Annotated in this window: 14 protein-coding genes and 1 tRNA gene; 11 read left to right on the top strand and 4 right to left on the bottom strand. The window is 42.6% G+C overall.

Annotated features, from left to right (window positions below; all coding sequences use genetic code 11):
- The 5 genes from MICAI_RS12210 to tsaB form a co-directional block, all read left to right on the top strand.
- Window positions 1-378 (top strand): RNA-guided endonuclease TnpB family protein (locus MICAI_RS12210; protein WP_039900070.1); only part of this gene is annotated, 378 nt, incomplete at its 5' end.
- Window positions 379-476: 98 nt separating this feature from the next.
- Entirely contained in the window at window positions 477-1,163 is a 687-nt protein-coding gene (locus MICAI_RS12215; protein ID WP_008202245.1) for a diacylglycerol/polyprenol kinase family protein, read from the top strand.
- 501 nt (window positions 1,164-1,664) lie between these two features.
- Window positions 1,665-2,537, top strand: coding sequence for an aldose epimerase family protein (locus tag MICAI_RS12220; RefSeq protein ID WP_008202248.1), 873 nt, complete (start codon window positions 1,665-1,667; stop codon window positions 2,535-2,537).
- Window positions 2,538-2,600: 63 nt separating this feature from the next.
- A tRNA-Lys gene (locus tag MICAI_RS12225) sits at window positions 2,601-2,672 on the top strand.
- A gap of 29 nt (window positions 2,673-2,701) precedes the next feature.
- On the top strand, window positions 2,702-3,304 hold the full coding sequence (gene tsaB, locus MICAI_RS12230; RefSeq protein ID WP_008202250.1) for a tRNA (adenosine(37)-N6)-threonylcarbamoyltransferase complex dimerization subunit type 1 TsaB: 603 nt from the start codon (window positions 2,702-2,704) through the stop codon (window positions 3,302-3,304).
- On the opposite strand, the gene MICAI_RS12235 is transcribed toward tsaB, so the two are convergent.
- Complete coding sequence (locus MICAI_RS12235; protein ID WP_008202253.1) at window positions 3,305-4,960, bottom strand: choice-of-anchor I family protein; 1,656 nt, start codon at window positions 4,958-4,960, stop codon at window positions 3,305-3,307.
- Window positions 4,961-5,174: 214 nt separating this feature from the next.
- Here MICAI_RS12235 and cysE point away from each other — a divergent pair, with 214 nt between their 5' ends.
- Both cysE and uvrA read left to right on the top strand, forming a co-directional pair.
- Window positions 5,175-5,993 (top strand): serine O-acetyltransferase, encoded by an 819-nt coding sequence (cysE, locus tag MICAI_RS12240; RefSeq protein WP_008202254.1) that lies wholly within the window; start codon window positions 5,175-5,177, stop codon window positions 5,991-5,993.
- 53 nt (window positions 5,994-6,046) lie between these two features.
- Window positions 6,047-8,959 (top strand): excinuclease ABC subunit UvrA, encoded by a 2,913-nt coding sequence (uvrA, locus tag MICAI_RS12245; RefSeq protein WP_008202256.1) that lies wholly within the window; start codon window positions 6,047-6,049, stop codon window positions 8,957-8,959.
- On the opposite strand, the gene MICAI_RS12250 is transcribed toward uvrA, so the two are convergent.
- Window positions 8,916-9,692: a class I SAM-dependent methyltransferase gene (locus MICAI_RS12250; protein WP_008202258.1), complete on the bottom strand. Its 777-nt coding sequence runs from the start codon at window positions 9,690-9,692 to the stop codon at window positions 8,916-8,918. The genes uvrA and MICAI_RS12250 overlap by 44 nt on opposite strands.
- Window positions 9,685-9,942, bottom strand: a complete 258-nt coding sequence (locus MICAI_RS12255) for a hypothetical protein (RefSeq protein WP_008202260.1) — start codon at window positions 9,940-9,942, stop codon at window positions 9,685-9,687. Before MICAI_RS12255 ends, MICAI_RS12250 begins: the two co-directional genes overlap by 8 nt.
- Before the next feature lie 336 nt (window positions 9,943-10,278).
- Here MICAI_RS12255 and MICAI_RS12260 point away from each other — a divergent pair, with 336 nt between their 5' ends.
- The 3 genes from MICAI_RS12260 (at window position 10,279) to MICAI_RS12270 (ending at window position 11,629) form a co-directional block, all read left to right on the top strand.
- Complete coding sequence (locus MICAI_RS12260) at window positions 10,279-10,515, top strand: hypothetical protein (protein ID WP_306342951.1); 237 nt, start codon at window positions 10,279-10,281, stop codon at window positions 10,513-10,515.
- 22 nt (window positions 10,516-10,537) lie between these two features.
- Window positions 10,538-10,909, top strand: coding sequence for a PIN domain-containing protein (locus MICAI_RS12265; RefSeq protein ID WP_149977672.1), 372 nt, complete (start codon window positions 10,538-10,540; stop codon window positions 10,907-10,909).
- Window positions 10,910-11,143: 234 nt separating this feature from the next.
- The gene (locus MICAI_RS12270) at window positions 11,144-11,629 is read left to right on the top strand and encodes a DUF29 domain-containing protein (RefSeq protein WP_008202268.1); all 486 of its coding nucleotides are present in this window, start codon (window positions 11,144-11,146) and stop codon (window positions 11,627-11,629) included.
- Between the two features lie 187 nt (window positions 11,630-11,816).
- Here the strand turns inward: MICAI_RS12270 and MICAI_RS12275 are convergent, their stop codons facing one another.
- On the bottom strand, window positions 11,817-12,023 hold the full coding sequence (locus MICAI_RS12275; protein ID WP_232306187.1) for a hypothetical protein: 207 nt from the start codon (window positions 12,021-12,023) through the stop codon (window positions 11,817-11,819).
- 457 nt (window positions 12,024-12,480) lie between these two features.
- On the opposite strand from MICAI_RS12275, the gene MICAI_RS22530 reads away from it, so the two are divergent.
- On the top strand, window positions 12,481-14,287 hold a 1,807-nt coding region (locus MICAI_RS22530; RefSeq protein ID WP_369751909.1), incomplete at its 3' end, for a calcium-binding protein.

Raw genomic sequence — 14,287 nt, forward strand, 5'->3', positions numbered from 1 at the left:
GCCGTTAAGAATATGGTCAAAAACCCGAAATTATCTCAGGCAATATCTGATGTAAGCTGGGGAGAAATCACCCGACAATTAGCCTATAAATGCCGTTGGTATGGGAGAAATTACATCGAAATAGATAGATGGTTTCCTAGCTCTAAAAGGTGTAGTAATTGCGGGTATATTGCTGAGAAAATGCCGTTAAATGTTCGAGAATGGGATTGTCCAGACTGTGGGACACACCATGACCGAGATATTAACGCCAGTAAAAATATTTTGGCCGCAGGGCTTGCGGTGTCAGTCTGTAGAGCGACCATAAGACCAGAACAGAGTAAATCTGTTAAGGCAGGTGCGAAAAATCCTTCGGGACAGAAGCAGAAACCCAAATCGTGAGGTTTGGGAATCGCCGTCCGTTTTACGGCGGCGAGGATGTCAACAATGTCACCTCGATCACCTAAACTAAATAGATAGTCAATTTTCGCTTTTGCCACGTGGAACTATCCCACTCTCTCCTATTTTCGATCGGTTTAGTCGCCTGTTACCTAGCTGTTCTGATTCTGATCGCTGAAAAATTAAAAAGTCTTTTCAGTACCGATGGCGAAATTACCCGCAAAGTTGTCCACATTGGCACGGGAAACGTCATCCTTTTGGCCTGGTGGTTAAATATCCCCGCTTGGGTGGGAATAAGTGCGGCCATCCTAGCGGCAACTATCGCTATCCTATCCTATTTTTTCCCCATTTTACCCAGTCTTAATAGTGTCGGTCGCCGCAGTTGGGGAACTTTTTTTTATGCTGTTAGTATCGGTGTTCTCGTGGCTTATTTTTGGCCAATTTCTCACCCCGAATACGCAGCAATGGGTATTTTAATTATGGCGTTAGGAGACGGATTAGCAGCCCTAGTCGGACAAAATTTTGGTCAACATCCCTACAAAATTTTCGGCAGTGGCAAAAGTCTGGAAGGTTCCCTGACTATGTTAGGAGTCAGCTTTTTAGTCAGCTTGATTATTTTATCTTTTATTAATGGCATGAATCCGCCAATTATTTTAGTATCTTTATTAACAGCGATCGGAGCTACTATTCTAGAAACTTTCTCGAAACTAGGTATAGATAATCTCACTGTACCGATTGGTAGCGCCGCCATTGCCTATTTTCTTACTCAAATTTTCATCTCAAGCTAGGCTATCTCAGCTTATTCACAAGGGCCGAATCTAAAACCTCATTGGTTAAGCTAAGTAGGGAGGCACAATTATTTGTTAGGATAGGTTAGTGGTAGCGTAACATGAGCGGGTGTTGGGTTTCATGCTTCAACCCAACCTACGTTCTATGTTAGCAATCAGCTTTTTAGTCAGCTGTACCGATAAGTACCTAAGCAAAATTAATTACACATATCTAACCACCTCTTGCTTCTTGTCTCTTGCCTCTTGCCTATCTTCACTAGGAAATTAATTGGCTCTTCTAGGTTCTGTGTGATAAGTTTAATTGACATAGGATCGATCGATCTTTGTGTCCTTTGTGTCTTTGTGGTTCGTTCCACCCCCTCGCTCTTGAGAAATGTATCTTAGAATACATTTTACCCACCAAAGCTGGGAGAGCCAATTAATTTTGCACGACTACTTAACTGATAACTGATAACTGATAACTGATAACTGATAACTGATAACTGATAACTGATAACTGATATGACCTTTACTATCACTCAAAACCAAAATCAATATCTTACCTATTGTCTCAAGGATGAAGAAGCTGACGCTTATCTGGAAGTGGTTCCCGCTAGGGGAGGAATCATCACCCGTTGGCAAATTTGCGGAGAAGATATTTTATATCTGGACACAGAAAGATTCAAAGATCCTAACCTCAGTGTGCGCGGAGGAGTTCCGATTTTATTCCCTATCTGTGGCAACTTACCCAATAATACCTATCAACACCAAGGCCGAAACTATAGCCTTAAACAACACGGATTTGCTCGTGATTTACCCTGGCAAGTGAGCAAACAAAGCAGCGAAACCGCCGCTAGTTTAACCCTAGAATTAAACAGTAATGAAGCCACTCGTCAAGTCTATCCCTTTGATTTTCAATTAATCTTTACCTATCAACTGCAAGGAAACAGCCTCAAAATTCACCAAAAAGTTATTAATCTTTCCCCCGAAAAAATGCCCTTTTCTATCGGCTTCCATCCCTACTTTCAAGTCAACGATAAAACCCGATTATCCTTTGATATTCCCTCCTCCCAATACCTCGACCAACGCACGAAGACCCTCCATTCCTACTCTGGCAACTTTGACTTTAATCTCGAAGAAATTGATGCTGCTTTTCCGCAAATTACGCGCCATCAAAGTAGTTTTAGTGATTCCTATCATCAGCGTCAAATTGTCCTCGGTTACGACGATCTCTATACAACCCTAGTTTTTTGGACCCTGAAAGATAAAAATTATATCTGTCTCGAACCTTGGAGCGCTCCCCGCAACGCCCTCAACACAGGCGAACATTTGACCTACTTAGACCCCCAGAGTAGCCGCGAGGCGATCATAGAAATGCGAGTCAATCAAATTTAAATTTCCCCTTGACTTAGCCCCGATAAGATGTTATATTGATAAATCGTGTGCAGAACACGAAACGGGTCGCTAGCTCAGCGGTAGAGCACTCGGCTTTTAACCGATTGGTCTTGGGTTCGAATCCCAGGCGACCCATAAAAACTTACTGATACAGAAAGATTGACTTGTCTTCCCCTGTCTATGGATTAGCCTTGCATACCAGCAGTCCCCAACTAGGACTGGCCCTCTCTAATTTCCGCGATGATAGTCGTCAACAAACTTGGGACTTAGACAGGGATTTATCGAACCTATTCCACCCCTATCTAAAACAGTTCCTGGCTCCGCAAAAATGGGCAGATTTAGCCTTTCTCGCCGCCGCTAAGGGGCCGGGCAGCTTTACCAGTACCCGCATCGGTATAGTCACCGCTAGAACCCTAGCACAACAATTACAGCTACCGATTTTTACCGTCTCCAGTTTAGCGGCCTTTGCTTGGTCACAACGGCATTTTTACCCCGTCGATACCCATCTAGCCCTAGAAATGCCCGCCACTAGGGGACAATTGTATGTGGGCATCTATCGGGGTAATCGGGTTTATTTAGCTGATAGTCTGATGACTCCGGAACAATGGCAGCGCACTTTAGAAAACTTAACTATTCCCTATCAAAGATTAGCTACACCCAATTATTTAGGCATAAATGCCCCCGCTATCCTCGATTTAGCCTATTTGGACTGGCAAACAGGAAAACGCCCCCATTGGTCGGAGGCGCTACCATTTTACGGGATGTGATTAGCAATTCCCTCTTTTTTTCAAACTATAGCCAGCTAGTCCGAGGGTTACTAATCCTAAAACTGCGCTAGGTTCGGGTACGGGTTCAACGGAATAAATCGCCACATTGCGACTCACTTCATGGGCAACAATTAACAAGGGAGTACCATTGGGACTATCGGCAGCCGGGATAAATAATAATCCTTCGGGAGAGCGATCTCCCAATTGCCCATCGTTGATATAATTAGTGAACAAAGGATTACTAGGGTTGGTGATATCATAAACCATGAAACCGCCAGCCCTTTCTATTCCCACAAAACTATAGAGACGATTACCCACAGTTCCCACTGCTAAACCTTCCGGTTCTGGCCCGCGGTTATCGCTACGACTATCGAAGCTGCTAGGAGTACCATCGGAATTAAAAATACTAGCAGTTAGGGGAGTTGCCGAAAAAGCCGCTAAAATTTGTTCAAAATCATCGCCACTATCGAAGACTTGGGACAGTCCATTAGTGACATTCCAAATCGAAAAAGAACGACCACCATAGGCAAAAAGTTGGCTATATTGACCTTGGCCATTGAGTCCGTCGATGGTGGAAACATCTAAACGTCCGAGATTTTGGGCTAATTGCAATTGGGCCGCATTAGGGAAAGCATTGGGGTCTAAAGTTAGAGTAGAAACTCGTCCAGCCTCATCTCTAGTATCCCCTTCATTGGCAGTAATTAAATAGTTTTGTCCAGCGATGGTAAAGGTGGCGATCGTATCCGGCTGATATAAGCCAAAAACCGGCCAATTATTAATTCTCACTGCTGGGGAATTAGCCGCTCCTCCAAATACTACCCCATCTCGATCGCTAGGATCCAAACCATTACCCGGTGCGTTAAAATTTTTGGCTCCTAGGGGTAAAATACTGGTGACTTGAGCGTTAACAATATTGACTATTGCAATAGCATTATTTTCCTGTAGAGACACCCATGCAGTGGTTCCATCGTCGGAAACGGTGATGTATTCCGGTTCCACATCTTGGGAAACCGTTTGACCGGGAAAAATACGGACTCCCTGACTTCTGAAAGTGTTCTCTTGACCATTAAAACTGGTAAAGGTAGCAGTGTTGACGGTGGGATTGAGAACACCAGCACTAAGATCAATAATACTAACGGAACCATCGGGATTGACACCATTAGCTGGTTCCCCCTCGTTAGCGACCAAAACCCGATTACCGTCAGGAGTAAAGGTTAACATATCTGGTAAAGCGCCCACAGTCACCTGACTCTGAAAGACACCATTAGTATCGAAAAATACTACACTGCCGTTATTGGTAATCGGATTAGCTTCCATGGCCAGGGCCACGATACCATTTTTGATGGCAACGCTGTTAACCCCCGCACCGTAGGAGCTAAGATCGATCGATGGTAAGGGAATTGGACTAGCGGGATTGCTGATATCGGCAATATCTAGACGATTATTCGGACCGGTCAGGAATAATTTGCGACTAGCGGGGTCATAAGCGGGAATTTCTGCCCCGAAGTTATTAGCAGCAGTTGTACTATTGCCAAGACTGCTCAATCGCGTGATATTTAAAGCTGAGGCCGATTCGGTAACAATGTTGATACTGCCAGCAATTGACAGCAAGGTTAATAAAAATTTCCCATGGTGACGATAGATAGCATGAATCATATTTTTAGCTGAAAACCTGCAAAAAAAGGCTAAACAATCGCATTTTTTCAGACTCAAGTTAAAGGAAGATTAAACAGGAGAGAAATTAAGGATATCTTCAAAATTTGGCCGAGAACAGTAAAAGCGAACTAGGAAAACGGGTTACTCGCTCGCTTTTTAGTTGAACGGCTCATTTACCGGAGTGATAACATGGTTTAGTATAAGCTCGATCAATATGGAATCAAGACTCGTGTTATCTACTCTCCTAGCCGATTTCAAGATCATTTTTGAACGTGACCCCGCTGCCCGTAACTGGTTAGAGGTACTGTTTTGTTATCCTGGATTACAGGCTTTACTGTGCCATCGCTTCGCCCATTGGCTATATCAGATCGGGATTCCCTTTATTCCCCGTTTAATTTCCCATCTTGCCCGTTTTTTCACTGGTATCGAAATTCACCCCGGCGCCCAAATTGGTCAGGGTGTTTTTATCGACCATGGCATGGGAGTTGTCATCGGAGAAACCGCCATTGTCGGTGATTATGCCCTCATCTATCAGGGAGTTACCTTAGGAGGGACGGGGAAAGAAAGCGGTAAACGTCATCCGACTCTAGGGGAAAATGTGGTCGTCGGCGCTGGGGCTAAGGTTTTAGGTAATATTTATCTGGGTAATAACGTTCGCGTCGGCGCTGGTTCTGTGGTGCTGCGCGATATTCCTGCCGATTGTACCGTTGTTGGTGTACCCGGTCGTTTAATCTATCGGGCCGGGACGCGGGTGGAACCCCTCGAACACGGTGATTTACCCGACTCGGAAGCGGTGGCTATTCGCGCTTTGGTGGACCGCATCGAACAACTGGAAAAACAAGTGTACGAATTGCGGCTAGAACGGTCAAAAGAACCAGATTATCGGATTAATTGCCCAGTTTTAGCCCATTTAGAAGAAGAAGCGAGTCATAGCTTTTGTCCTGCGGCCGATCGAGATATGCGCGAGTTTCTTGAAAGATCGGTTTATCCCCGAGAATCTTCTGATATGATAGAAGACTCGTTTTCTAAGTAGCTGAAACCCATTTATCAAGGCTATGATTGTTAAGGACTACTTGGCACCGTCCGATGGCTCAAACTGACTCAATCCGTATCCGTGGCGCACGACAACACAATCTCAAAAATGTTGATCTCGAATTACCCCGCAATCAGTTGATTGTTTTTACCGGAGTTTCGGGATCGGGCAAATCTTCCCTCGCTTTCGACACCATTTTTGCCGAGGGACAGCGCCGCTATGTGGAGTCCCTCAGCGCCTACGCGCGGCAATTTTTAGGACAATTAGATAAACCCGATGTGGATGCGATCGAGGGTTTAAGTCCGGCTATTTCCATTGACCAAAAATCCACTTCCCACAATCCCCGCTCTAGTGTGGGAACTGTTACGGAAATTTACGATTACTTGCGTTTATTGTTCGGTCGTGCTGGTGAACCCCATTGTCCCCATTGCGATCGCAATATTGCCCCCCAAACCATCGATCAAATGTGCGATCGAGTGATGGAATTAGCCGAGAAAACCCGATTTCAAATCTTGGCCCCGGTAATTCGCGGCAAAAAAGGCACCCATAAGCAATTAATCTCTAGTTTGGCCTCCCAAGGCTTTGCCCGGGTGCGGATTGACGGCAAGGTAGTAGAATTATCCGAGGGCATCGAGTTAGATAAAAAACATTTTCATGATATTGAAATTGTTATCGATCGCCTGATCAAAAAAGAGGGTTTACAGGAAAGATTAGTGGATTCTTTAACCACTTGTTTAAAGCATTCCGATGGTGTAGCGATTGTGGAAATTCTCGATGAGAATAACGAAGATAATCCCGAAGTTACCAAAGAAATTGTCTTTTCCGAGAAATTTGCCTGTCCCGAACACGGGGCAGTTATGGAGGAATTATCCCCCCGTTTATTCTCTTTTAATTCTCCCTATGGTGCTTGTCCCAACTGTCACGGATTGGGCAGTTTACGGAAATTTTCGGCAGATTTAGTCATTCCAGACCCAAAACAACCGGTTTATTCCGCTATTGCCCCCTGGTCAGATAAGGATAACTCCTACTATCTTTCTCTCCTCTACGGTTTAGGGCAAGCTTTAGGTTTTGAAATTCAAACCCCTTGGCAGAAACTAACAAAAACCCAGCAAGATATCATTCTCTATGGGAGTAAAGAACCGATCTATTTTGAAGATGATTACCGTTACGATACTGGCCGCGGTTACTATCGAGAATTTGCGGGAGTTATCAATATCTTAGATAGGAATTATCAAGAAACCACCTCGGAAGTTATTAAACAAAGACTAGAGAAATATATTGTTAACCAAACCTGTGAAGTTTGTCACGGAAAAAGATTAAAACCGGAAGCTTTATCGGTACGTTTAGGACAATATACGGTCACGGATTTTACCAGAGTTCCCATTCGGGATTGTTTGCAGAGAATTAATGATTGTCATCTAACCCCAAGACAGGCATTAATTGGAGAATTGGCCCTGAAAGAAATCAAAGCGAGACTACAATTTTTAATCGATGTGGGATTAGATTATCTTACCCTCGATCGACCGGCGATGACTTTATCTGGGGGAGAATCCCAACGAATTCGATTAGCCACTCAAATCGGTTCAGGATTAACGGGAGTCTTATACGTTCTCGATGAACCTAGCATCGGATTACACCAAAGAGATAATAGTAAACTGTTAGAAACCTTGCAAAGATTGCGAGATTTAGGTAATACTTTAATCGTCGTCGAACACGATGAAGAAACGATTCGGGCAGCCGATTATGTGGTCGATATCGGTCCGAAAGCGGGGATTCATGGCGGAGAAATCATCTGTCAAGGCAGTTTTAAAACCCTTTTAAAGTCCAAAAAATCGATAACAGGGGCCTACCTATCGGGACGCAAAGTTATTGAAACTCCTCCCCAAAGAAGGCATGGAAATGGTAATGCTTTAGTTTTAAAAAATTGCCATCAAAATAACCTAAGAAATATCGATGTAACGATTCCTTTAGGAAAATTAGTCTCGATTACGGGAGTATCTGGTTCAGGCAAATCCACCCTAATTAATGAGTTATTATATCCAGCTTTACAACATCATTTAACCCGTTTAACTCCCTTCCCCAAAGAGTTAGATAAAGTGGAAGGATTGGACGCGGTTGACAAAGTAATTGTCATCGACCAATCACCGATAGGACGCACTCCTCGGTCAAATCCTGCCACCTATACGGGGGTTTTTGACATTATTCGCGAGATTTTCACCGAAACCATCGAAGCAAAAGCTAGGGGTTACAAAGCGGGGCAGTTTTCTTTTAATGTTAAGGGAGGACGCTGTGAAGCTTGCCTAGGCCAAGGGGTAAACGTCATCGAGATGAATTTTCTCCCCGATGTCTATGTGCAGTGTGATGTGTGTAAAGGAGCGCGTTACAATCGCGAAACCCTACAGGTTAAGTATAAAGGGTATTCGATCGCCGATGTCTTAGATATGACGATCGAGGAAGCATTAAAAGTCTTTGAAAATGTCCCCCGGGCCACCACCAGATTACAAACTCTCGTGGATGTGGGTTTAGGATACTGTAAACTCGGTCAAAGCGCCCCCACTTTATCCGGTGGGGAAGCGCAAAGGGTGAAATTAGCGGCCGAATTATCCCGACGGGCCACGGGAAAAACCCTATATTTGATCGATGAACCGACTACGGGTTTATCTTTTTATGATGTGCATCATCTCTTAGATGTGTTACAAAGATTGGTCGATAAAGGTAATTCGATTATCGTCATCGAACACAATCTCGACGTGATTCGCTGTAGCGATTGGATTATTGATTTGGGACCGGAAGGAGGGGATAAGGGAGGAGAATTAATCGCGGTGGGAACACCGGAAACCGTGGCTAAATGTGAACAATCCTACACCGGTCATTATCTTGCCCAAGCATTACTTCAATATCCCCCAAAAAAGCGGGATAATATTAGGGAAGAACACAGAGATAATAAAGCCAATGATCAAGATTAGTATTTAACTCTTGTTCGCTCTTAATTTCCTGACCGGTTTTCCAAGAATAAATTTTAATCTCTTGAAAGTAAGACCTTAACTGTCTTAATTGTTCTTTGGGGGTGGCGTAATAATTTTGCAGACGAAAATTATGGGGTTCATCCCGAATAATTGCATAGTCAGCAGTCAATAACTGTTCGTAGCTAAGAGAGGGATTACAGGCACGCAAAATCACCCAGAGGACTAAATTTACATAGCTACTAAAAGGATTGAAACTAATCTTTTTTTTCCAATCGAATTCTGGGATAATTCCCTGAAGATTATGACTAGAAAAGCAAAAATAACCGCCAGTTTTACCGATGCGGCTAATTTCCTCTAAAACTAGAAAACGGTCAGCAGGGGAAATATAATCAATGCCATTAAAACTAAAGAGAATAAAATCAAAATAATTATCGGCAAATTGTTCTAGATTTCTAGCATCGGCCACTTGCCAGACTAAATGGGGGAATTTTTGACGACAAGCGGCGATCATTTCCGCAGAATAATCAACACCGATATATTCTCGTACAAGAGGGGCAAAATACTTCGTAGTCCGTCCCGCACCTACCCCTAAATCAAGCATTTTCATGGTTGATAAACGCTCTTGCAGCAGAGTTAAAATTGTCTTTTCTGCTGGCTGTAGTGCGGTTAATTGGGCATAATAACCGACAATACTAGGGTCTCTATAGGTTTGCTGATTTTTATCCTTAATCATTCTCGATCGCTCTTTCCTCATAATCTGGCTGTTTTTCTCTTACTAATAATTCACCTTCCCAACCGCCAATTACTTCTTCAAATAAGCCTTCTTGCCATTGGCTAAATGTAGTTTTTTCTTCTTGTTCTTTTAGAGATATTGGCTGATCAACTAAGGTAACTTCTAAATCTGTGTTTTTAAGTTCAGGCGGTAAAGATATTTGTAATGTTCCATCTTCTCCTACATGGGTTTTAAAACTAATTGTTTTCATGGTTTCGGCTCAGGTTACTACTATCATAAGGATAGTGTGATATGTCCTCGTCTGACAAGGTGCGTCCCTTGGCGTCTTTTAACCATAAAGACATCTTCACCCCAAACAGGTTGGACATGGCAGAAACCACCATCCGATGAGAATGGTGATACATCCCACTCAAGACACCGTTACCCGGATCTATTCGAGATCGAACTCACGATGTTGCATAACCACGAGAAACTTGATATATTGGCAGTTGATAAATATTATTGAAAATTTACTGGAGACCTAAGTATGTTATCAACTGATGTCAGACAAAAATCAATGATTAAGAGAATTGAGTAAGTTGTTTCTATTTTAATGGAAGACCGCCCTTTCTTTAAAGAGGAACTTAATTATTCAGAAATAGTGAAACATTTGGTTGAATTATTTGAGAAAAATTTACCTTTTGAGGAATTTAACACTATATCAGAGGCAGAATTGAAAGAGCATTGTAGCTTTATTATGTCCACAGAAATCCTGTCAAAAATTGGCGGCAATTTTACTCCTGAACAAATGGCTATTTTCGATGAAGCAATTAAGCGTAAATAGGTAATTATGAGTTATTTGTTAGATACTAATTAAGCGTAATCTTGAAATTTATCAAAAAATTGAAGATGTCAAAGCTCAAAGAAAAAGTATCTTTATCAGTTGCATTACTTATTTTGAAATTAAGAGGGGATTTTTGGCAGTTGCTGCACCTAAACAAAGAGAAAGATTTAACCAACTTTGTCATGATTATCAAATTATTTTATCAGATGATTTAGCTATTTTAGAAAAAGCATCTGAAATTCATGCTGATCTTAGATTAAGAGGATTACCCATACAAACAGAAGATATTTTAATTGTTGCTACTGCTATAGTTAAAAGTTTAATTGTTGTTTCTAATGACGGTGATTTATTGAGGGTTGAAGGATTAAGTTTAGAGAATTGGGTAGAGTTATAAATTAAACCCAATCTTTAATTCATCCGCCATATTTTAATAGCTTGAGTCAGTAAAGACGTGCATTACACTACGTTAACGCACCCTACAAAATCGGCGTACTGCTACGCAGTGTCTTCGGCATCGCACTGTAAGGATGGGCGGTGATTTTTCCTGTGTCACTATCAAAATTAGGAGAAAGTGGCCTAATATATATATGAGGGTGCTTATTTCCTATTAAAAACCGCCAACAACCCAATGAAAACTTTAAATCAGAATCCCTGGCAAGTAGAGGGAGGAGAAACCCTACCCCTACTTTACGAAATTGATCAACATCTTTGGTTAGAGGAAACAATAAAACTCCTCAAGGAAAATCGCTTAGATGAATTAGATGTAATCCATTTAATTGAGGAATTAGAAAGCTTGAGTAAAAGAGATAAAAACCGAGTCAGTAGCTTACTTGAACAAGTGATCAGGCATTTATTACTTTTACAATATTGGACAACAGAAGCCGAAATAAATGGGAATCATTGGCGAGCGGAAATTATCGGTTTTCGCACGCAATTAAGAAAATGTTTAACGACGAATTTACAGAATTATTTGGCTGAGGAATTACCGATAATCTATCAGGATGCTTTCGATTATGTTCAACAAAAAACTGGGTTTTCTGGCGATTTTCCCTCAGAATGTCCTTACAGTTTAGAGCAATTATTAGATAAAAATTGGTTTCACTGTGAAGATTAGACATTAAACATGATAAAATAATCAAAGAAAACCGTTCTAAAACCACGGGTTTTTTAACCCAAATTTGCGATAATAAGATGCGCTTAAATTATCAACTCGGAATCAGTGCAGATTTTTAGCTCTTTTGTCCCATCTACAAGGATAGCATTTTCCAAAAGTGATAAAAGAAATGTAAAGTTGTTTTATATTAGTTGTCTTTGATAGTCTGGAAATTGTCCTGACGACTTCCCAAATTGCTTCCCACCTGACCCACCGTCCCAACCTCCAGTTGGCGAAATTTGATTATATCCTGCTCAACCAGCGCCATCCCGGTTGAGCGAGTTCGCCGTCGGTTGTCAGCCATCTGAGCGGACGCTTGCAGCGATCGCCTGGTTTCAAATTGAGTTACGCGCAAGATCAGGTATTTTTATTTGAGCAACGCTAAGAGAGAAAAAGCAGCGGGGATCAAATATCTGTATAAAGTGCTACGATAATCTAAGATTTCATTAAAGGTTAGATTATCAAACGCCGACTCAGGACTATCAAGGTCGGAAAGCCTCGTTCGATAGTCTGAGCAGAGGCAAGACAATCGGTTAGAACTTATTGACTATCTGAGACTGTCCAATCGTTGGAATCGACTTCGGGTATGAGTGAGGATATCGATCCGCAATTGTCAGGGTAACACCAAATCCCCTTGATCCAGTGCAGTTGACAACCCTTCTGGTTCGTAGTGACCACTTCAGTCGTCCCTGATGATAACTGGGTTTTGCTAACTGGATTTAGGATAAACCTGCCTTAGTGCGGTTTTGTCGTTACTTGTCTAACAATTGTTGCTATTTCACTAACTACCTTATTTTTTATGGTTAAAAATTATGGCAAGCAAATCTTATTCAATGGTGCAAAATTACCTAATCGGAACAACCGGAACGGGACTAGATCAAACGGTTGAAAGAATTGGCAGAGATCCAGGACTCGCTGGTGCCAATCTCGGTACAAATATTACGGGTGGAATGACGGCAGCTAATGGATTAAATCAGTTAATCTTAGAAGCCAAACAAGCCACTGGAGTCGCTAGTAACGGCATTTTTACTGTCAGTGACGTAACCGCGATTAATGCCTGGATTCGTGCCAACCGTTTAGCAGAATTTACTGCTCTCCACGGCGATGATGACGGTACAACAGAAACAGGGTTTCATTTAGTCCAAAATGACGGAGCGACTCAACAGTATCGCAATCAGAATTTAGTTGATACGGTTTTTGATGGCATTTATCACATTGGTTTCCTAATTGAAAATGGCAGCTTTGTCAATGAAGATGGTAACGCCAATGCCACTGTCACCCAAGTAGCGGATTGGCTAACCCAATTTTATACAGATCGGGCAACAACTAATACCGGACTTGATCAGATTACGGAATTAATTATTGCTGATCAGGGTTTAGCGCAAAATATACCTTGGCAAGAAATTGCTGGCGGTGCTGATGCTGCCAATGGACTGAATGATTTATTAAAAACAGCGATTACCACCTACAATCTCGCCGCCGATGGTTCAATTTCCGAAAGCGATATTGCACAAATTAACAATTGGATTCGCTCCGATGCCACCCGTTATAATACTTTTGTTGTTCTGCATGGGGATGATGACGGCACAACAGAAACTGGCTTCCATTTAGTTCAAAATGACGGTGCTAAGACCACATATTTTGCGAAAAACCTAGTTAATACCGTTGCCGACGGAATCTATCATATTGGTTTTGAGATCCAAAATGGGCGGTTTCTCAATGAAGATGGTGCAGCTAATGCCACAGTCAAGGACGTAGCAGATTGGGTAACATATTTTTACGTCGATCAGTCCACCACTGGCACCGGATTAGATAAAATTGTCGATACCATCAAAATTGATACTGGCTTAGCCAAGTGGACAAATGCGGGGGATATTAACGCCGGAGCCGCCGCCGCCGACGGACTTAACCATCTATTAGTCGATGGCGTTACAGCTACAGGCATCGCTGCTGATGGCTGGATTACCAGCGATGATATTCGCACCCTCAATCAGTGGGTTCGCACTAATCACTATGACGAATTTATCCTCCTCCACGGTGACGATGAGGGAAATGAGGAAACAGGCTACCACCTGGTACAAAATGACGGAGCGACAACCCAATACTTCGGTAAAAATTTAGTCAATACCGTAGCCGATGGACTCTATCATATTGGCTTTACCATCGAAGAAAATCGTCTCGTCAACGAAGACGGCGATGCCAATGCTCGCCTTAATGATGTTGCCAGTTGGCTCAACTATTTCTATCTTCAGAAAACCATTATTTACGGTGATAACTCTAGCGACACGATTACAGGTACGAATCTTGCCGAACACCTGATGGGTTACGGGGGAAACGATATTCTCAATGGTGGCGGCGGCGATGACCTAATCGATGGAGATTGGGGGTCTGACACTTTATCGGGTGGGGTTGGTAATGACTTCCTCTATGGCGGCGCAGACAATGACCAATTAGATGGAGGCGAAGACTCAGACACTTATTATGTCTCCGGTAATCTAGCCGGAGGCTGGTCGAGTTTCCAAGGCTACGACATCTATAGCGATACCGGCACCTCTGGGGTGGATAAAATTGTGGCTTTGGGTACAGGAGACGTGGACCTGGGGATTCTTTCCTTTAGCA

This window comes from Microcystis sp. T1-4 (assembly GCF_000297435.1).
In the GTDB taxonomy this organism is placed as follows: Bacteria; Cyanobacteriota; Cyanobacteriia; order Cyanobacteriales; family Microcystaceae; genus Microcystis.